This is a genomic window from Moorella thermoacetica (assembly GCF_001267405.1).
GTDB lineage: Bacteria > Bacillota > DSM-521 > Neomoorellales > Neomoorellaceae > Neomoorella > Neomoorella thermoacetica.
Genome location: NZ_CP012369.1, coordinates 2,378,632 through 2,398,707 on the forward strand (window position 1 = coordinate 2,378,632; position 20,076 = coordinate 2,398,707).

The 20,076-nt window shown below is 60.5% G+C and carries 17 protein-coding genes; 6 read left to right on the forward strand and 11 right to left on the reverse strand.

Annotated elements, in window-relative coordinates:
• Positions 1 to 7 precede the first annotated feature (7 nt).
• From MOTHE_RS11730 to MOTHE_RS11750, 5 genes are all read left to right on the forward strand, one after another.
• Positions 8 to 967 carry a glycosyltransferase family 2 protein gene (locus MOTHE_RS11730; protein WP_011393837.1) on the forward strand — a complete coding sequence of 320 codons (960 nt, stop codon included), beginning with the start codon at positions 8 to 10 and terminating at the stop codon, positions 965 to 967.
• Between the two features lie 7 nt (positions 968 to 974).
• On the forward strand, positions 975 to 1,367 hold the full coding sequence (locus tag MOTHE_RS11735) for a GtrA family protein (protein WP_053095153.1): 393 nt from the start codon (positions 975 to 977) through the stop codon (positions 1,365 to 1,367).
• 141 nt (positions 1,368 to 1,508) lie between these two features.
• A complete protein-coding gene (locus tag MOTHE_RS13200; RefSeq protein WP_139560403.1) occupies positions 1,509 to 1,811 on the forward strand; it encodes a UDP-glucose 4-epimerase in 303 nt (100 codons plus the stop codon).
• Positions 1,812 to 2,228: 417 nt separating this feature from the next.
• A complete protein-coding gene (locus tag MOTHE_RS11745) occupies positions 2,229 to 2,840 on the forward strand; it encodes a sigma-70 family RNA polymerase sigma factor (protein ID WP_236683250.1) in 612 nt (203 codons plus the stop codon).
• Positions 2,841 to 2,845: 5 nt separating this feature from the next.
• Positions 2,846 to 3,976 (forward strand): zf-HC2 domain-containing protein, encoded by a 1,131-nt coding sequence (locus tag MOTHE_RS11750; protein WP_080997222.1) that lies wholly within the window; start codon positions 2,846 to 2,848, stop codon positions 3,974 to 3,976.
• A gap of 124 nt (positions 3,977 to 4,100) precedes the next feature.
• Here MOTHE_RS11750 and MOTHE_RS11755 read toward each other — a convergent pair whose 3' ends face one another.
• From MOTHE_RS11755 to MOTHE_RS11770, 4 genes are all read right to left on the reverse strand, one after another.
• On the reverse strand, positions 4,101 to 7,805 hold the full coding sequence (locus MOTHE_RS11755; RefSeq protein ID WP_053095157.1) for a S8 family serine peptidase: 3,705 nt from the start codon (positions 7,803 to 7,805) through the stop codon (positions 4,101 to 4,103).
• 154 nt (positions 7,806 to 7,959) lie between these two features.
• On the reverse strand, positions 7,960 to 8,691 hold the full coding sequence (locus MOTHE_RS11760) for a WecB/TagA/CpsF family glycosyltransferase (protein WP_011393842.1): 732 nt from the start codon (positions 8,689 to 8,691) through the stop codon (positions 7,960 to 7,962).
• A 73-nt stretch (positions 8,692 to 8,764) separates the two neighbouring features.
• On the reverse strand, positions 8,765 to 9,724 hold the full coding sequence (locus tag MOTHE_RS11765; protein WP_053095158.1) for an LCP family protein: 960 nt from the start codon (positions 9,722 to 9,724) through the stop codon (positions 8,765 to 8,767).
• A 353-nt stretch (positions 9,725 to 10,077) separates the two neighbouring features.
• On the reverse strand, positions 10,078 to 10,707 hold the full coding sequence (locus MOTHE_RS11770; RefSeq protein WP_053095159.1) for a copper amine oxidase N-terminal domain-containing protein: 630 nt from the start codon (positions 10,705 to 10,707) through the stop codon (positions 10,078 to 10,080).
• Between the two features lie 338 nt (positions 10,708 to 11,045).
• On the opposite strand from MOTHE_RS11770, the gene MOTHE_RS11775 reads away from it, so the two are divergent.
• The gene (locus tag MOTHE_RS11775; RefSeq protein WP_025773527.1) at positions 11,046 to 11,231 is read left to right on the forward strand and encodes a hypothetical protein; all 186 of its coding nucleotides are present in this window, start codon (positions 11,046 to 11,048) and stop codon (positions 11,229 to 11,231) included.
• Positions 11,232 to 11,384: 153 nt separating this feature from the next.
• Here MOTHE_RS11775 and MOTHE_RS11780 read toward each other — a convergent pair whose 3' ends face one another.
• The 7 genes from MOTHE_RS11780 to spoIID form a co-directional block, all read right to left on the reverse strand.
• Positions 11,385 to 11,978: a TetR/AcrR family transcriptional regulator gene (locus MOTHE_RS11780; RefSeq protein ID WP_011393845.1), complete on the reverse strand. Its 594-nt coding sequence runs from the start codon at positions 11,976 to 11,978 to the stop codon at positions 11,385 to 11,387.
• Between the two features lie 176 nt (positions 11,979 to 12,154).
• Positions 12,155 to 15,307 carry an efflux RND transporter permease subunit gene (locus MOTHE_RS11785; RefSeq protein WP_011393846.1) on the reverse strand — a complete coding sequence of 1,051 codons (3,153 nt, stop codon included), beginning with the start codon at positions 15,305 to 15,307 and terminating at the stop codon, positions 12,155 to 12,157.
• Entirely contained in the window at positions 15,304 to 16,521 is a 1,218-nt protein-coding gene (locus MOTHE_RS11790) for an efflux RND transporter periplasmic adaptor subunit (RefSeq protein ID WP_011393847.1), read from the reverse strand. The genes MOTHE_RS11785 and MOTHE_RS11790 overlap by 4 nt, the downstream gene beginning before the upstream one ends.
• A 169-nt stretch (positions 16,522 to 16,690) precedes the next feature.
• Positions 16,691 to 17,728 carry a rod shape-determining protein gene (locus tag MOTHE_RS11795; RefSeq protein WP_011393848.1) on the reverse strand — a complete coding sequence of 346 codons (1,038 nt, stop codon included), beginning with the start codon at positions 17,726 to 17,728 and terminating at the stop codon, positions 16,691 to 16,693.
• 77 nt (positions 17,729 to 17,805) lie between these two features.
• Positions 17,806 to 18,063, reverse strand: coding sequence for a sporulation transcriptional regulator SpoIIID (gene spoIIID, locus MOTHE_RS11800; RefSeq protein WP_011393849.1), 258 nt, complete (start codon positions 18,061 to 18,063; stop codon positions 17,806 to 17,808).
• 61 nt (positions 18,064 to 18,124) lie between these two features.
• Positions 18,125 to 18,874 (reverse strand): M23 family metallopeptidase, encoded by a 750-nt coding sequence (locus MOTHE_RS11805; protein ID WP_011393850.1) that lies wholly within the window; start codon positions 18,872 to 18,874, stop codon positions 18,125 to 18,127.
• 203 nt (positions 18,875 to 19,077) lie between these two features.
• Positions 19,078 to 20,058: a stage II sporulation protein D gene (spoIID, locus tag MOTHE_RS11810; RefSeq protein ID WP_011393851.1), complete on the reverse strand. Its 981-nt coding sequence runs from the start codon at positions 20,056 to 20,058 to the stop codon at positions 19,078 to 19,080.
• Between the last annotated feature and the right edge of the window lie 18 nt (positions 20,059 to 20,076).

Genomic DNA, 20,076 nt, shown 5'->3' on the forward strand with positions numbered 1-20,076 from the left:
GGGTGTTATGAAAAGTAAAGTGCGTTATACCATTATCATTCCGGTCTATAACGAAGAAGACGTTATTCGTGAAACCTATCGCCGGCTAACCCTGGTCATGCAATCCCTCGGTGAACCGTATGAATTGCTGTTCGTCAACGACGGTAGCGAGGATCGGACGGCGGAAATAATCGAAGTTTTAGCGGAAACGGACGATAGCGTGAGGCTACTGAATTTCTCGCGCAATTTCGGGCATCAAATAGCGATTACCGCGGGCATGGATTATGCCCGCGGGGACGCCATCGTAATTATCGACGCTGATTTGCAGGACCCGCCCGAGCTAATCCCGCGAATGATTGAGAAATGGCAAGAAGGATACGAAGTCGTCTATGCACGGCGCGTTCAGCGGAAGGGGGAGACGTTGTTTAAAAAATGGACCGCTTCTTTGTTCTATCGTACCCTTCGCATGATGACAGAAGTCGATATTCCCCTGGATACCGGTGACTTCCGTCTGATAGACCGGAAAGTGTGTGATGTCATGCATAGCATCCGGGAGAAAAGCCGCTTTATTCGCGGCCTGATCAGTTGGATAGGCTTTCGCCAGGCAGCCATTGAGTACATCCGGGAGGAACGCTTTGCCGGAAAAACAAAATACCCGCTGAAAAAAATGCTGCGCTTAGCAATAGACGGGATCACCTCTTTCTCCCATAAACCTTTGAAATTGGCCACATACCTCGGTTTGGCCCTCTCTTTGCCAAGTTTTGCCTATCTGGTTTTCTCTCTGGGGTTAAAAATATTCACCGCCAGCACAATCTCCGGGGGAAGATGGCTTTTTACCCTCCTGCTGTTGCTAAACGGTGTGAACTTCATCCTATTAGGGATCCTGGGAGAGTATATCGGCAGAATTTACGATGAAACGAAAGACCGGCCGCTATATATTCTACGCAACAAGCAGGAAGCAGAAAATTTATTAGTTCGAAGGGGGTAACCCGCGAGTGTTTAACAATAAGCCCGGGGCTGCCCAATTCCTGCGTTTTTGTGCCGTGGGAGTAGGAAATACGGTTGTAGACCTGACCACCTTTTTTGGCCTGACCCTGGTCGGGATGCCGTATTTGCTGGCCCAGGTCCTCTCTTACTCGGCCGGTGTAGCGAACAGTTTCTTCTTCAATCAAAAATGGACGTTCCGGGTTACCCACAAAGCCAGCGCCCTGGAGGTTATAAAGTTTATCACCGTGAACGGGCTCTCCCTGCTGTTATCATCCGGTTTACTTTTCATCTTACATGATGTTACCCATCTGCAACTCTGGCTTAGCAAGTTTTCGGCCACGGGCGGTGGCATAGTTGTAAATTTTCTCGGCAGCCGTCTCTGGGTATTTACAGAAAGCTGAACTATCAGGTGTAATTCCGGTGGGAGGTCCCAGGCAACCGGAGGTGATACTGCCGATTGCTGATAAGCCAGCTAACTGAGTTGAACCCTGGCTTACTCGCTTACCTGGAAGAAGCCTGAACGGGAAGAACTACACTTTATAGTGGCTAACGCCCATATTCTTGCTCTGCATGCGCTGGAGCATGGCTTGCAAAGCAGCGTTTTCAATGTGGGCACAGGTAAAGGGTATTCGGTAATGGAGATTATCAGAAAATCAGAAGCAGTTACCGGGCATACACTTCCCCTGGAATACAAAGAGCGACGAGCGGGAGATCCGCCCGTCCTGGTAGCTGATAGTGCCCTTATAAAAAGAGTTTTGGGCTGGGAGCCCAGATACAGCGATCTGGAAACCATACTCTCCAGTGCATGGCGCTGGCATAGCACCCATCCTGACGGTTATCGTTAATATGGGGATTGGGTCCTGAAAGCCGTTTGAGAGGAGCATTCCAAAGGTGGTCTTCAAAAAGCATATCTTTAAAATAAGCCTGGCTCTGATATTGCTTTTAACGGGACTCCTATGTATTTATGCAATTTATAATTATCATGGTGATGTTGCCCCTACCCGGAGCAGGACCCAGATGGCTGCAGTCAACAGTGGGCTGACCCGCCAGGCGGGAAGATTACTTTATTTGCCAGGTTGCGGGAAGGTCAAGGCTAATATATACTAGAAGTACGACTAAAAGCTTCGTTGACTTACTAAAAGAGCATTACTCTCACCTATATTTGCCCTGCAGGTAAATTTTTTCCCTGCCGCGCCGGCTGCGGGAACTTTTTGACCGTTTTATTTGTCTAATAAATGTCCGGGGAATCCGGGCCTCCAGGGGTGTATCTTTTGGACCTTGGTGAAAAAAAGGCGCCGGGGAAAAAAAACGGCGTCCCTTCCTTTGAGGAATTGGTGGTTAATTATCAAGATAAAGTCTATAACCTCAGCTACCAGTTGACGGGCAATCACGCCGACGCCCAGGACCTGGCCCAGGAGGTTTTCGTCCGGGCCTACCAGGGACTGGATAAGTTCCGCAATGAGGCCGACCCTGGCACCTGGCTGCACCGCATCACCGTAAATTTATATTTAAACCTGCGGCGAAAAATAACCCGCCACCCGGTGGTCTCCCTGGACGCTCCCCTCAGCACGGCCGAGGGCGAGGTGACCCGGGAGGTGGCGGCTGCCGGCGGCGATCCGGTGGATCTGGTGGAAGAGATGGAGCTGAAGGGCTTTGTCCGCAGCGCCCTGAACCAGTTACCGCCGGAGTACCGGACCGCCCTGGTGCTGCGGGAACTCCAGGGCTACAGCTATGAGGAAATCGCGTCCATCCTGGGCTGCTCCCTGGGGACGGTAAAGTTGCGCCTGAACCGGGCGCGGCAGGCTATGAAAGAAAAAGTATTACGGCAAATGGCGGAGGAGAAGCCGCCCGCGACCAGGGCGGCCCCGAGGTGAGAGGTATGGAGTGCCGCGAGGCAAAGGAGTTTTTCTCGCCCTACCTGGACGGGGAACTCACAACAGAGGAAAGGGATATAGTGCGGCGGCACCTGGCGGCCTGCCTGGCCTGCCGGGAGGAAATGGCCCGCTGGGAGGAACTCTCCCGGGCCCTGCGGGAGTTAAAGGCGCCGGTGGCGGCGCCGCCGGGTTTCGCGGCGGCGGTAATGGCGCGGGTCAACCCCGGCCGCCAGGCGCGGTCCTGGTGGCGGGTGCGGCGCCTGGTGGCCGCAGCGGCGGCGGCGGTCCTGCTGGTCGCCGGCTCCGTCGGCTATGCCGCCCGGGGCTTGTGGCAGCAGCTGCCGGCCAGCATCGCCGCACTGCACCCGGGCCATGACGGCAACGGGCGCCAGGTTACCGTCGCACCCGGCGACAAAACAACTTCATCGGAGGCTAGCCAGCCGGGCGCAGGAGCCAACCCCGGCAACCAGCCGGGCGACGGTACGGCAACGGGCGCTAACAGCCCGGCGGGGACAACGAGTAAAGAGTCCGGGAACGGCGCCACCGCCCCCGGTAACGGCCTGGGGAGCAGCCAGCCCGCCGGCAGCGGGAAAAATAGCAATTCTCCCGGCAGCGCAGGCCGGCAGCCAGCGGGCGACAGCGGTAACCGGCAACCTGCCATGGTGGCAGGCAGCGAGCCTTACCCGGCCCGGACCTTCCTGAGCGCCGGGCGCCAGGTTACCAGCACCATGCTGAAGCTCAAGGTGACCGATATGGCCGCCGCCAGGGCTAAGGCGCTGGGTCTTGGTGGCAGCGCCGGCGCGACCGCCCAGGTCATCGCCGTCCAGGACAACGGCCAGGAGAAAAGGTTCATCTGCCAGTTTACCGTGGCGGAAGACCGTGCGGCGGTTCTCCTGGCGGGTCTCAAAGGCCTGGGCCAGGTAATCTCCCAAAATACCAGCACCCAAGACCTGACCCAGCAGTTCAGCGCCACCCTGGAGCAGTACCAGGTCAAAGTGGCCCAGGTGAACGCCGCCACCGACCCGGCGGAAAAGGAGAAGCTCACCCGGGAGGCCAAAGCCCTGGAGCAGCAACTGACCTCCTGGGACGATGCCAGCAAGAAGCAGGTAATCATCTTATGGCTGGAGACGCAATAAGGGACCGCGAGGTCCCTTGTTTTTTTCTAACCACCGCTATTTTGCAGATAACTTTCTACCGGCCCCTTCTCAGCCCATCCTTCTCGAACATCATACATTCCCTAAAATTGGGATGCAAGTGCGTCTACAGCATCCGCGCCATAATGGCGGCGGCCTGGGCGCGGGTGAGGGGGGAAAGGGGGGCGAAGACGCCCGGGGCCATGCCGCCCATGAGGCCGGCGGCGTAGGCGCGGGCCACGGCCTCCCGGCCCCACACCGGGACGGAGTCCCAGTCGGTAAAGGGCGGGGGCTGGCTTGACGATAAAGCGCCTGCCGACCGGCTCCCCGGGCCCGCCGTACCCGCGGAGGCACTATTACTTGCCGCCGTTGTGCCCGACGAGGAGGTGGCCGGGCCTGAAGCTCCCGGCGCGCTGCCGGAGGGTAGCTTGCCCGCGATCTCCAGATAGCGGGTAAAGAAGGCGGCGGCTTCGACCCGGCTGACTACCTGGTCCGGCCGGAAGCTGCCGTCAGGATACCCGCTCACCAGGCCGCGCTCTAAGGCCACGGCTACCGTCGCCCGGGCCCAGTCAGGGATGATCTGGCGGTCGGTAAAGTCCGGCTGACTGCCCGCGGGCACCCGCCAGCCGGCCAGGCGTACCAGGAAGGCGATGAGTTCCACGCGGGTGACGGGGTTGTCGGGCCGGAAGCTGCCGTCTTCATACCCGGCGACCAGGCCCCTGGCGGCCATTTTGTTAATATCATTCTCGGCCCAGTGGCCGCGGGTATCCCAGAAGCCCTCATCCTGAATGCTGGTAAGGTCGAGCTTCTGGCCGGTCACCCCGCTGGTGGTTCGATCCAGGGCGATCAGGAGGACGTTCTTTTCCCCGGTGGGCACCCGCCACTGAAAGCTGCCGCCGGTTCCTACCGGCACGACCTCCTGCGCCCCGTTATCGTGCTGCAGGTAGAGACGGTCGGCGCTGGTAGTCCCTTTCAAGACCACCTCACCTGCTGATTGCAGAACGGAAACCTCCAGGCGGGGCGGCTGGCTGCCTGGGAAGCTGCTGGCCGCCACCCGGGCCAGGATCGGCCTTTCCGGTCCTTCCAGGAGGGTAAGGCTGACGGGCAGCCAGGCCGGCAGGTCAGCGGCCGCCACCCGGTAGCCGTTCAGAGTCACCAGGGTACGACTGGTGAGGGTATAGGTGCTGCCGTCGGCGGTACGCAGGAGACCCTTTTCCCCATCGACCCCGGCCAGGACTCTATCCACTTCACCGGCAGGGGAGACGGCGTCCACCCGCCAGGCCGTCGTCTCCCCCGGCACCGCCGTCAGGCGCACCCAGTCTCCGGGGCTCAGGGTGGCGGCGCTGACGGGCAGCCCCCAGCGGAAGACCCTGGTGCTGTCATCCAGGTTATAGCTCCGGAACTGGTTGGTGCAGTCCATGAGGTAGAGACTGTGACGGTCGCCGCTGAGGTAAAGGACGCGGCCGTAGGTTACGTTGCTGTAGGCCGTCAGGGCTATAATCTGGTGGCTGCCGGGCATCAGGTTCAGGATGACCCAGTCGCCGGGCTGGAGGTCCGCCACGCCGGCCTCCCGGCCGTCCCGCCGGACCGGCGCGCCGGGAAAGAGGGTATAGTCAGTTCCCGTGGCCAGGGTGAGGGTATCGCCCTTCACCCCGGCGATCGTCCCCAGGGCCAGTTCCCTTTTGACGGCGATATACTGGACCTGGCCCGTCTCCGGGTCCAGGACCAGGCGCACAGCCATGCCGGGCACCAGGGTGGAGGGGTCGGCCCGGTCGGCAGCACCGTATGGCAGGTCGGCCGGGGCGGCCTCCACCAGGCTGTCGGCGAAGGTGACGGCGACCCGGGGGCTAAAGGAATAGGACCTGTCATCCCCCAGGATCCGGAGCTCCCTTTTGGCCAGGTTGACGTAGGCCAGGAAGCCCTCCTTTTCCTGGTAACCGGCCCGGACCTGCCACAGGGTCCCGGTGGAGGGGTTGATGGTGGCCGCCAGGTCAAAGCCGGGCTGCAGGTCGGCCACCCCCACCGGCCGGCCGTTGAGGGCCAGGCTGCCCGCGGTATTGAAGTAATAGCCGCCGGTACGGGCCTGGCTGTTTATCTCCAGGAAGAGGGCCCCCCCGCTGGTGGCCAGGGCCTGAACGCCAGCGGCCTGCCAGCGCCGGGCCACTATGTACAGGGTGCGGGGCCCCAGGTAGGCGTCGGCACCGGGGAGGATATAGGCAGCGTCGGCCGGGGCTATGGCACCGTCGACGCAGTTTTTTATCCCCCCCGACGGGGCGGTTATGGTCCGGCCGTCGCTCAAGGTTACGCGGCCATCGGCGGTGGCCCCGGCCACCACTCCCCGCTCCAGGGGCTGGCCGTAGGCCAGGGCGAAGTCCTGGGCGGGGACGGGGTTGCCGGGAAGGGCGTTTTTCCTGACGGCCGCTGCCTTTACTTTGATGGTGTATGTGCCGGGGGTCGGATTCTTTATGTAAACTTTTTCCAAGTTGTTACGCCGATCAAGCTGGCCTTCCCCGGCGAAGTCGTTACCGGCGTACGTTCTGCCGTCGGGGGCAATGACCGTGAGATCCAGGTCGTTGACCAAGGCGGTGGTAGCTCCCGGGGCCGGGGCCGGGTCGGTCCAGGCCAGGGTGGCCCGGAGGGGAGCGCCGCTGTCCGTCACCTGGAACTGGAAGGTCGCCTCCTGCCCCTCGCCCAAGCCCCGGTTGCCGTCCGCCAGGTGCATGGTCCCTTCCTCCAAGGCCAGGATGGTGCCGGCCAGGTCGAGGATACCGGGAAAGGTGGCCGTGGGACCTTCCTGTGGGGTCCAGGCAGCGTTGACCAGGGCGGCCTTCATGAAGGCCGCCGGTGGGTCGGGAAAGCCGTTACCCCTCAGGTACTGGCGCAGGACGGCGGCCGCGCCGCCGGCCACGGCCGCCGCCTGGCTGGTGCCGCCCATGACGGTGTACTGCTGGTTGGCGGGAAAATTGGAATCCACCAGGCGGGAGCGGGTAGAAACCAGGGCTGAACCCGGAGCCAGGAGGTCGGGCCGGAGGCGGCCGTCCCCGGCCGGGCCGCGGCTGGAGAAATCGGCCTGGCGGTGGGCGTCGTTGGCGTCGGGACTGAAGGCCGGCCGTACCGATTCGCTCGCCCCGATCACCAGGGCGTTTTTGCTGTTTGCCTCGGCGGTGAGGGAGCCCTGGACCGGGCCTCCGTTGCCGGCGCCAAAGATGGGGAGGAAGTCGGGGTTCTGGCGGACAAAGGCGTCGATCTGGGCGCTCACATCCCGGTAGGCGTTGGGGCCGCCGCCCCAGCCGTCGACGTGGATGCGGACGCCGGCATCATAGGCCGCCCGGAAGAGGCTGGCCAGGTCTCCCGGAGGGGACAGTGCCCCCTCTTTATCCAGGAGGCCCTGGAAATAGATACTGGCCCCTGGGGCGATGCCCCGGTACTGCCCCCCTGAGGCGGCGCCGCTGCCGGCAATGATGCCGGCCAGGTGGGTACCGTGGCCGATGGGGTCGTCGGCCTTCTCCCGGCCGGCCCAGCTCTTCAGCATGACTACCTTGGGCATCTGGCCAGGGGTACTGTGCAGGTCGGGGTGGATATCGTCCACGCTGCCTGCGTCCAGGCCGCTGTCGGCCAGGCCGACGATCTCCCCCTTGCCGGTGAGACCCTCCGGGACCACCAGGCCCGGCGCCGCCAGGGGCCGGGCGCCGATGATGTCCGCGGCGCGATCGTTTAAAAAGCCCCTTATCCCCAGGGCCGGCGGCCTGCCCGCCAGGATTGGAATTAAGAGCAAAAGGATCAAGATGAGAATCCGGGTAGCGCTTCTGGTATTATGTAGACTTTTCCCCATGATTACTCTCCTTTATGTAGACCAAACCGGCCCCGCCACAAACTATGAAAAGATAAAGTCAAGCCACCCCTGCCGCTAAAAGCAATTGAACGCCAAACTTCCTAGCCGAAAACCACTGGAGCCCGGAGCCTGTACCCTCCAACCCGGACCACATCTATCTCCGGCACCGGGCTTCATGCAGGACTGCTAACATAAACTTCGGGAGGGCCAGAGCCCTTTTGACCCTTTTAGGTTCCTTGACCACCCGGTAGAGCCACTCCAGGTTTAACCGCTGCACCCAGGCCGGGGCGCGCCGGACCACCCCGGCCAGGACGTCGAAGCTGCCGCCCACCCCCATGGCCACCGGCACCTGGAGCTCCTCCAGGTGGGTGGCGATCCAGTACTCCTGTTTGGGAGCTCCCAGGCCCACCAGGAGGATGTGGGGCCGCGCCCTTTTAATTTCGGCCAGCAAGGCGGGCATGGCGTCCGGGCCCAGGTAGCCGTGGGTTGTCCCGGCAATGACGAGGCCCGGATGCTCCTCCTGGAGCTTCGCCGCCGCGGCCGCCGCCACCCCGGGAGCGGCGCCGTAGAGATAGAAGCGCCACCCCCGCCGGGCTCCTTCCGCCGCCAGGGCCTGGACGAGGTCGATGCCCGTCACCCGCTCCGGCAGGGGGGTGCCGAGCTTCCTGGCCGCCCAGACGACGCCGGAACCGTCGGCCGTCACCATATGGGCGCGGTTGATAACCGCCTGCAACCCGGGGTCTTTATATGCCAGGTAGGCGATCTCGGCGTTCATGGTTACAATGTGGTGGGGCGAACCGGCGGCGATAAAACTGGCCACCCTGGCGACGGCAGCCGCCAGGGTGAGGGAGTCGACCCGGTTCCCCAGGATATAGTTACTTGACATAAAATAAAAACCTCTGGCTTAAAGTATAATTAGCAGGTCCCGGTTATCAATCTTTGCTGCTGAAGGAACCCGGCTAGCGCAGGTTGGGAATGGACGCTAGAACATCAGTCAGCTTCTGCTGATCGACGATATAGTAACTCACGCCGCCCACGTATTTGCCTTCGCCGGGGATCGTGTAGGTATTGACGGCGCTACCGTTTAAATCCTTCATGCTCAGGGCCAGGGAGAGCATTTCTTTGACGCTGAGGTTTGTCTTGACGTCCTTGCTGATTTCGCTGACCAGTTTGGGTATTTTGGGTATGGTGCTCAGTTTCAAGGTCTGGTCGATGAGGGCTTTCATAAACTTCTGCTGGCGCCCGACCCTGGTGATATCCCCCTCGGGGTCGTAGCGGTAGCGGACGTAGGCCAGGGCGTCATAGCCGTTCAGGTGCTGGAACCCCGGCTTTAAGTTTATGTTCTCTTCCGGGTAGTACATGCGCTTGTCGACGTCGATATCGACCCCGCCCAGAATGTCGATGATCTTCTGGAAATCCTGGAAATTGACCTCCACGTACTTGTCCACGTGGCTGCCCAGAAAATCGTTGATGGTGTCCATCAATAGCTGGGGGCCGCCGTAGGCGTGGGCGGCGTTAATCTTGTCGTAACCGTGGCCGGGGATCTTGACTCGCGTGTCCCGGGGAATGGAAAGGAGGTCGACCCCGGGTTTTTGCGGGTCCAGGACGGCCAGCATAATGGTATCCGACCGGGAGGGTTCGCCAGGCACCCGCTGGTCGACGCCGATGAGGAGAATGGTCTCCGGGTTGCCTGGAGCCGCTTCGGCGATGCCGCTCCCGTCCTGCTGGCCCTGCCCCGTAGCCAGGTTCCTGGCCAGCCACAGGTCGGCTACCCGGTAGCCGGCGTAGGCAAAGGCAGCGAAGGTTAAAACAGCCAGGATTAATAAGCCGGTAATCAAGGACAGGGAACTGCGCCGCTTTTGCGCCCGGGCCGTACCTCCATCCCATATCCCGGTTTGATACTGGTCATGCATGGCCATGTGCTTTTCCTCTCCCAAAGATAAATTTCGATCCGTGTTCGGCTTCTTTGGGACCGGGGATACAGGCGGAAGGCTCCGGGTGCTTAAGCGGCAGGGGTGGCACAGAACGGGGTGCGGTACTTCTCGTTCCTGAAACTACGTTACGAACCCCATCCCGTTCACCGCCGCGAAGCTTTCGGCTTCGCGCAAGGTTTACTTACGCTTCGAACTAAGTCGCCCTCCGCCTGTATCCGCCAGCACCTTGACGCAGCTTAAAACTCGAGCCCGCATATAAGGCGGGAGGTAAGCGATGATAACCGGGGTCCGGAGCCGATATAGAGACGGGCGCCCGGAGCGCCTACCCGGAACTTTCTTTAGAGCCTGATGGTAATGGTCAGGCTGGCCTGGTCCCAGTCCACCATGGCCCCCAGGCCCTGGCTGATGACCCGCAGGGGCACCATGGTAGTGCCATTGACCAGAGTGGCCGGCATGGGTAGAGTTACCTCCCGGCCGTCAATGGTAGCCGCCGGTGCACCGATTTTTAGTATAACAGAATGGGCCGGTGTTGTATAGCTGACAGTATTGGTATTGGCGTTATAATCTACTTTAGCCCCCAGGGCCTCGCCGATAAAGCGAAAGGGCACCATGGTGGTACCACCCTGGCCCGCCTGGTAGGGGGCGATGGGCAGTTCTTTTGTACTGCTGCCTACCCGGGCGATCTTGCTGCCGATGGTGAGTTTGATCACCGGCCGCTGCTCAAGGCCGGCTATTTCTGCTTCCAGGGCGGCAATCTGTTTATTTATACTATCGATCTGCCCCTGCAATTCCCGGGAACGGCTCTCTACATAGTTGTCGACATAAGATTTGGTTACCAGGGGGTCCTGGCTGCTCCCCGGTTCCGGGCCGCCGGCCTGGACGGTCCGACCGGCAAAGTAACCGCCCGCCGCTAGCACCAGCCCCAGGATGATGATTATTCTCCATTTCTGTAAAAAGGTTTTTTTCATTGTAAGGACCTCCTCCGACAATGACTTTTTTGGTCCTGGCTTTAGACAAATGCCGGCGGGAATTTTCATGCTCTTTGAAGGCAGCGTGTCGCCAACACGGGCAAAAAAGCATATAATTATAATTTACTTCGACACCGACAGCCAGATTCCTTTCGTTTACTTTTTTGTCATGGCAAGGTCAAATAATTGCAATTTTTTATCAAGATATAATTCACAAAGTAAGGCTTGTTGTGGTATAATAAAAGCGGGGGAAACGAGAGATACTATTTCCGAAACGAATCTAGTTTTCCTGTTCTTCCCCCGTTACTTATAAATACAGAAAGGAGGCAAACAAAAAAATGATGAAGGACATCCAGCGCAATCTCCTCCGCGAACGCCAGGCGCTTCTGGAACAGTGGGCTTACGCCCCGGAGAGGGACCGGCCCCACCTGCTCGTCAGGCTCATGGATATCGACGAGCAGCTTGAACTGGGCAAGGTAAAGAGCAAGCCCCGGACCAGGCTTCCCAAGCGAAATGTGGTCTAGGAGGAGAAAAAGGCGTGGGAATTTATTCCCGCGCCTCTTTATTTTGGTTGAGATCAGTTTGGTCGGGATCAGTCGACCTGGTCCAGGTAGTAAAGAAACGTCGGCCATGGCTGCCGGATCGGAGCGGTTACCCTGATATATCGCGACGGCCGGTCACCCGCCGCTATCCCGGATACCCCGTAAGATGAGATCTGTAACCCCCGTTGACAAAGCCGCCAGGTTCATTTCCTGATTCCTATAGAAGAATAACTGGTACCCCAGGGCGGTTATGAAACCAGTGATCATAATAGCCGCCAGGTCCGCCGGCACCGGGCGCATTTCCCCCCGCTCAAGGGCCGCTTGCAGGTGATTTTGCAGGTGTTGCAGTTTTTCATGCTCCATCCTGAAGAATATCTGCTGGGTGGCGGCATCCACCGGCGGGTGTTCGCTCAAAAGAATTCTGGTAATTTCCCGGTGAGCCTGGAAGTGTTCCAGGCTTTCGCCGATCAGCCGCCGCAGGAAGCCTTCCAGGCTTGCTTCTTCCCGGCATACCCGGCGCAGGTGCTCCAGGTAAGTGTGGAAGATATGAACTAGCAATTGCTGGAAGAGTTCCTTTTTGCTGGAGAAATACTCATAGATGGTCCCCTTCCCTACCCCGGCGGCAGCGGCAATATCGGCGATCCTGGCCTGGTGGAAGCCCCGGTCGGCAAAAACCGACACGGCCGCCGCCAGGATCTGCCGGCGTTTATCCCCGGCTTCGCGGCTCATCCTCCCTCTCCCCCTCTCTCATGCCGGCCGGGCCGGCTGGCCGGCTCCCTTCAGGCGCCGGTTACGTCCGGGCGCCTGAAGGGCTCCTCCTGCCGACTTGGTCCGAGCGGTAAAGCAGCCTGATACCTCGCTAAAAAACAAATACTGTTGCCGCGCTAGCAACATAGGTGCCTGCCCTAACCTGCTGTGGTTCCCGTACCGGCGCCGGAAGCGTCCAGCTTCTGCCGGTACCCGGGCAGGCGCAGGAAGCGACCCAGGCGCTGGCCAAGGTCTTCAAAGAGTGTATAGAGAACCGGCACCAGGACCAGGGTCAGGATGGTGGACACCGTGAGGCCGCCGATGACGGCGGTGCCCAGGCCGGCGTTCATCTCCGCCCCTTCACCTATACCCATGGCCAGGGGCAGCATTGCCAGGATGGTTACCAGGGCGGTCATTAAAATCGGCCGCAGGCGGTTACCGCCGGCGATCAGGATAGCCTCACGGCGCGGTGTGCCCCGCCGGCGCAGGATGTTGATATAGTCCACCAGGACAATGGCGTTGGAGAGGACAATACCTACCAGCATGATGATTCCCATGAAGACCACCACGTCAAAGGTACGACCGGTGGCCAGGAGGGCCAGGATAACCCCGGTGATGGCCACCGGGATGGCGAACATGATGACAAAGGGATGGAGCAGGGATTCAAACTGGGCCGCCATGATCATGTATACCAGGGCAATGGCGAGGATCAAAGCCAGTCCCAGTTGACCGAAGGTTTCCATCATCATTTGGTTCTGGCCGGTATACTCGATGCTGTAGCCAGGCGGGAGGTTGATCCTGGCAACCTCCCGGCGGATGTCCTGCATAACCGCTCCTAAAGGGCGGTCGCCCAGGTTGGCGGTGATGCTGGCCACCCGGTCCTGGTTGTAACGGTTGATGGTGCTGGGGGTGGTATCCATCTGCAGGGTGGCGATTTCTTTCAGGGGCACCTGGGTCCCCCTGGGGGAAGGTACCATCAAATTGGCCAGGCTGTTTAAATCCTGGCGCCGGTCCGCCGGCAGCTGGACGCGGATGTCATACTCATCGCCGCCGACCCGGTAACGGCTGGCCACCTGGCCCCCTACGGCTGTAGAAACGGTGGCGGCTATCTGGGCCGCGCCCAGGTTGTACAGGGCGGCCCTGTCCCGGTCGACCAGGATTTCTACCTGGGGCCGCCCCCGGGTGATGCTGCTGTCCACGGCCACCGTGCCCGGCACCCGGGCCACTGCTTCCTGGACCTTTTCCGCCAGATCCTGCAGGACCTTCAAATCGTCACCGTGAATATCCACCTGGACAGGAGCCTGCCCCGTACTGCCCATAAAAGACGAGGTTGGTGTTACGGTAATCCTCGCCCCGGCAATGCCGGCCACCGACCGGCGGATGGCCGCGGCCACCTCCGCGGCGCTCCGCTGCCGCTGCTTTAAGGGCACCAGGGTCAAATTGATACTGGCCATTTCCGGGGTTTCGCCACCCAGAAAGGAACTCTGCCCGCCGCCACTACCGATTTCCTGGTAGATGCTCTGGATTTCCGGCTGCTGCTGGATCAAATGCACTACCCGGTCGGTCATGGCCGCTGTGGTTGCCAGCTCCGTTCCCCGGGGCAATTCGATGGTCATGCTGATGCTTCCCTCGTCCGTCTGGGGCATAAATTCAAAGCCCACGGCCGGTGCCAGGGCCAGGCTGCCCACAAAGACGAGGAGAACGGCAGCCACCACCAGTTTGCGGTGGTTTAAAGCCCAGGCCAGGAAGCGGCGGTAGGAATCGCTCAACCGGGTCATCCAGTACCCGGTGACCAGGTGCTGCCGGAAGCCCCGGGCCGCCGTGGCCTCCGGCGGCAGGTTGCCCTTAAGGATCCGGGAAGCCAGGGCGGGGGTAACCGACAGGGAAACCGCCAGGGAGGCTAGAAGGGAGCAGGTCACCGTCAGGGCCAGGGGTCCGAAGATCTGGGCCGCCAGGCCTTCGACAAAGGCAATAGGTAAAAAGACACCCACCGTCGTCAGGGTGGAAGCCACCACCGCCATGGTCACTTCCTGGGCGCCGCCGGCCGCCGCCGTCATGGCGTCCTGCCCTCCCTGGCGGTGGCGGTAGATGTTATCAAAAACGACGATGGCATCGTCGACCATCCGGCCTATCCCCAGGGAGAGGCCCCCCAGGGTCATCATGTTCAGGGTCATGTGGTTGAAATAGAGCAGGACAAAGGTGGTAATCACCGAGATGGGGATGGTCAAACCGATGATAATGGTGCTGCGAAAGCTGCGCAAAAAGAGAAAAATAATCAACATGGCCAGCAGGCCGCCCAGGATCATGTCCCGATAGACGGTGTTAATGGCCGACTCGATATACTTTGACTGGTCGTTGACCGCTTCAATGGTCACCCCGGGCGGCAGTTCCTGCTGCAGCTCCTGGAGGGCTTTTTTGACGGCATGGGATATCTGGACGGTATTGCCGTTGGTTTGTTTCTGGATGGACAGGCCGATGGCCGGTTTACCGTCGAAAAGAGCAAACTGCTTCTGTTCGGCCGTCGTATCCTTGACCGTCGCCACGTCGCCCAGGCGCACCACCGCCCCCCCGGGGGTGGTCAGGCCCACCTGGCGGATCTGGTCCAGGTTGTTAAACTCCCCGTTAACCCGCACCAGGACTTTCTTGCCGGCGTCGGTCACCTGGCCGCCGGAGGAGGTTATATTCTCAGTCTGCAGGGCCTGGACCACCTGGCTGATGGAGAGACCGAATGTCTGCAGGCGAGCCGGGTCCACCAGGACCTGGATCTCCCGCTCCAGGCCGCCGGTGACGTTGACCGCCGCCACCCCGTCCAGGCGTTCCAGGCGGTTCTTGACGGTGTTTTCAGCTATATCTTTCAGCCGCTGCTGGTCCAGGTCGCCATGCAGGGCCAGGGTCATGACCGGAAACATATTGGGGTCCATTTTCATGACCATGGGCTTATCCACCCCGTCAGGGAGCCTGCTCTCGATCTGGTCAATCTTTTCGCGCATGTTCAGGGTGGCAAAGTCCATGTCCTGGCCCCAGTTAAACTCCAGGATGATAACGGAGCTCCCGGACATGCTCATGGAACGGATATTCTTAATCCCCTGGACGGTACCCAGGGCGTCCTCCAGGGGCCTGGTCACCGTCTTTTCGATTTCCTCGGGGCCGGCCCCGCTATAGGAGGTAATCACGGCCGCGTAGGGCAACTTCATGTCGGGTAAAAGGTCGACCTTCAGGCGGGACAGGGACACCACACCCATGAGGATGACCACCAGGACCACCATAGTTAAAGCTACCGGGCGTTTGATGACTGCCTGGGACCAGTTCATGCTTGCGGCCCCCCATTCACTATTTGCACCGGCTGGCTCTCATTGACAAAGTCCTGGCCCTTGACGATAATGGTCGTTCCTTCGTTCAGGCCCTTCAAGATCTCGATATTCCGGCCGTCGTCGATGCCGGTGGTAACCACCTGGCCCATGGCCTTGCCGTCGACGACCGTGTAGACGATGCTCTGGCCGCTGCGGTTGACCACGGCATTTTTCGGCACCAGAAGGGCATTCTGCACCTCCCGGGTCTGGAAGACCACCGTGGCGGCCATACCCGGTTTTACTTCCGCCGGGGCGTCAGGAATAGCCACCTTAACGCTGTACAGGCGCGTGCTCTTATCGGCAGCCGGGCTGCTGCTGGCGACGCTGCCCTCCAGGGCTTTATTCCCCGCCGCCGGCACTTCTACGCTTACCTTCTTTCCTACCTGGAGGTAATTGATGTCCTCCTCGGTTACGTTGATCTCCACCTGGAGGTCGCCGGTGGTTACCAGGGTGACCACCGCTCCCTGGGCCGTCTCCCCGGGTTCCAGGAGGCGTGCGGCCACTACCCCGTCAACAGGAGCCTTTATGTAACAATTATCCAGGGCCACTTGCGCCTGGCGTACGGCCGCCTCCGCCGTGGCGATTTGGGCCTGGGAGGATGCCAGGCTGGCCCGGGCGGCCTCCAGGGCGCCGCGAAGTATTTCCAGGTTTTCCTTGCTGGCTGCGGCAGCCGTCCGGGCGGCGTCCAGTTGCTGCTGGGAGGCGGCTCCCGAGTCAAAAAGGGCCTGGGTCCGCTGGAGATTGGCTTCATCTAGCTGAGCCTGGACTTCGGCCTGCTTCAGCCTGGCTTCGGCCTGCTTGATCCCGGCCTCGGCCTGGGCCGGGGCGGTGCGGGCCTGGTCTAAGCCGGCCTGGGCCTGGGCCAGGCGGGCTGCGGCATCGTCATCCTCCAGCTCGGCGATGATCTGGCCCCGGCTGACCCTGTCGCCGACGTGTACCAGTACGGACTTCAGCTTGCCCGGCGTGGCGGCGGTGACGTTAACCGTTGTCCCCGCCTGGACCGTCCCCGTTACCCGGGCGGGCTGGGCGATATTGCCCCGGGTAACTCTGGCCACTTCCACCGCCACCTTTGCCGCTGCCGCCTCCTGATCGGCCGGCTTTTTACCGCAGCCGCCTACCGCCGTGGCGGCGAGGAAAAAGGCCAGGGTGAAAACGGCAAAGCTCCTCTTCCTCACGGTTACTACTCCCCCCGTATTAAATCGACCGAACGGTCGGTCAACAGAAATCATCTTACCATATTTCTGACAAGGGGTTCAATGTTATTAATTTAAAATGGCGTCAAGTTTTTTTAAAAAATTAAAGGGTACCCTCCCCGTACAGGGGAAAGTACCCTTCTAATCGAACTTAACGTTTCAGGACCGGGCGCCGTCCCTCCGAAGGATTGCTCTGCTTTAACACCCCCAGCATGGTCAGGGCTTTGCCGGTACCCAGGGCGACGCAGGAGATGGGGTCGTCGGCGATATAGACCGGCAGGCCAGTCTCCTCGCTCAGGAGGACGTCAATGCCACGGATCAGGCTGCCGCCCCCGGTCATGACGATCCCCTTGTTGACCAGATCGGCGGCCAGCTCCGGTGGCGTCTGCTCCAGGACCTCCTTCACCGCCCCGACAATCTGCTGGACTGGTTCCTGGAGGGCGGTAAAGATCTCCAGGGAGGTGATATTCACCGTCTTCGGCAGGCCGGTCACCAGGTCGCGCCCGCGGATGTCCATACTCTCACCTTCGCCGACGGAGCGGTGGACCGTGCCGATTTTCATTTTTAATTCTTCGGCGCTGCGCTCGCCGATCATCAGGTTGTGCTCGCGCCGGATATAGCGGACGATGGCTTCATCCATTTTGTCCCCGGCGACCCGCAGAGAATTGCTACAGACGATGCCCCCCAGGGAAAGGACGGCAATGTCGGTGGTGCCGCCGCCGATGTCCACCACCATGGAACCGCTGGGCTCGGCGATATCCAGGCCGGCGCCCAGGGCCGCCGCCAGGGGCTCTTCAATGACAAAGGCCTGCTTGGCCCCGGCCTGCAGGGCCGCCTGGCGCACGGCCCGCTCCTCCACCCCGGTGACCCCGGAGGGTATGCAGACCATGACCCTTGGCCGGAGGAAGCCCTGGCGGCCGCAGGCTTTATCAATAAAGTAGCGTAGCATCTTTTCGGTGCTGTCGTAGTCGGCTATAACCCCGTCCCGTAAAGGGCGCAGGGCGATAATATTTCCCGGCGTCCTCCCCAGCATGCGCCGGGCTTCTTCCCCCACGGCAAATATCTGGCCGCTGTCCCGGTCCAGGGCCACCACCGAAGGTTCCCGGAGGACAATCCCTTTACCCTGGAGGTAGACCAGGACGCTGGCCGTCCCTAAATCAATACCTATATCCTGACCGAAGCCAAACATTTGCAGCTGATCCCTTCCTCTTCCATGGCAATACTGTTATTTATTCTCCAGGAGAGGAAGAAATTCCTGTCGGTTTCTCAGGAAACTTGCGCTTCTTTATATTTTTTCCTGGTGGCCTCTCCGCCCCGCAGGTGGCGCTCTGCCTTATTGGTGTTGAGGACGGCCCGCACCTCCCGGGCCAGGGCCATATTTATCTTCGGCAGGCGTTCAGCCACGTCCTTGTGCACCGTACTCTTACTGACACTAAAAGCAGTAGCCGCCTGCCGTACAGTACAGCGGTACTCTACGATGTAGGCGGCTATCTGCAATACCCTTTCCCGGATATAGTCCTGCATGGGGGCAGCCTCCCAATTTCAAGTCGTTATAATTTTATTGACAGGCTGCCGAAAAAAGAACTTACTGCATGGCGGGGACAGGGTCTACGGTCTTACCGTTTTTTAGCAGTTCCAGGTGCAGGTGGGGTTGGGTGCCGGCCTCGGCCGTTCCCGGTTCACCCAGCTCACCAAGGACGGTGCCCGGCTGAACTTTGTCCCCTTTGGCGACCTTGATACTGGCCAGGTTGGCGTAGACCACCTGGTAGCCACTGCCGTTGTCGATAGTCAGGCGGTAACGCCAGGCGTCGCTGTACTCCACCTGTTTAACCTCCCCGGCGCTGGCGGCTTTAACCTGGCTGTTGGTAGGGGCTGCCAGGTCTACCCCGCCGTGGAAGCGGTAATCGCCAAAAGCCGGAGCATAGGCAAAACCATACCTGACGGCGATCTGGCCGTTTACCGGCGCCGCCAGGGCGGGCTGGCCGGCGTCTTTCCCGGCCGGGGCCGTCTCTGGTGTCGTGGCCGGGGCTACCCGGGCCCCGGATTGCCCCTGCAAGTCGGGGGGTACCGTCGTCGCACCAGATAGGGGCTCTCTGGGCCGCGGTTCAGCCTGGGGAGTCGCTGTCCCGGACGTTTGGAAAGTGGCCCGGACACCGGTATTGTGAAAGACGGCCTTATTGGTTACCAGGTAGTAGCTGCCGCTGAACAAGAGGGCCAGCAGTACCAGGTACAGGCCGCGGCGGCGCAGGACCCTTTGCAGCCGGGCCAGGCCCTCGCGCCCGGGCAGGGTTCCTGCCGGTAACAGTTTTTTCCATGAGGCCAAAATCTTCAGCATCTGGCTCTATCACCTCAGCTGGATTCTGCCCCATAATTCACCATTTAATACATATATTGGCTGCGGTCGCTCCTCCAAAAATAGGGTTCTGGTAAAGATAATGTTGATGTAGCCTCAAACCAAGTCGCCCTCCGCCTGTACCCTTAAGTCCCTCCCTTTAGCCAACATTTTCGTGGGTTCGCCGTCGGGGGTCTTCGCCCTCTCTATCTGTTCTCAATCTTCGTACCGCGATAGTAGTAAGCCAGAATCTCGGCGAAGTTTTTGCCCTCCCGGGCCATACCGTTGGCTCCGTACTGGCTCATGCCGACGCCGTGGCCGTAGCCGATGGTATGAAAGGTTATCCGGTCCCCCTGGACCTCCCAGGTGAAATCCGTCGAGGATAATCCCAGTAGTTTTCGTAAATCGGTGGCGGCAAAGGTTTTGCCGCCGATTTTGATGGTTTTGACTCGACCGGTGGGGGTTTTCTCCAGGACCCTGATAGCTGTGCCCCCGGGCGCGGCCAGGGCTGCCGCCGGTACGGCCTCCAGGTTGACGCCCAGTTTGCTATCCAGATACCGGAGGCTGAAGGTCCGGCTGTCGCTATAACGGGGTGACGTTTTATCCCAGGGTGACGGCACGCTCTGGAGGTAGGGTACGTCCCGGCCCCAGACGGCAGCCGCGCTTTCGGTCCGACCACCGCCGTTGGCATGATAGACGGGGTCAATGAGCTGTCCCTGGTAGGTCAGGACCATACCGCTGGTGGCCTGGACTGCGGACTGGATTTTGTTTTTGTAACGCCAGAAGCCTATCAGGCCCCAACGCTGGCGCAGGACATCATCCCCGGCCCAGGCCTGGCAGTGGGCCGGGTCGGTACAGATGTCGGCGTTGGGATGGCTGGCATCGGGCTTGATCTTTGCTTCTTCGATTTTTTTCAAGGTGTAGGTGCGGGCGGCAATGGCCTGGGCCTTCAGGGCCTCAGGCTCGAAGTTGGCCGGCATCTCCCCGGCGACCACCCCGGCTATATATTCCTCCAGGGGCATGATTTTAGTGATACCTGCCTGGTGAAAGTAGACCCTTACCAGTTGTTTGCCGGTCTGGACCTGGACGGGCGGCTGAAACAGGCGGATGCCTTCGATAATTACAACCGGCGTAATTATGACCGCGGCAAATACCAGGATAATGAAAATCCCCATGAGCTTGCGCATCTTTCTCCCCCCCGGCTG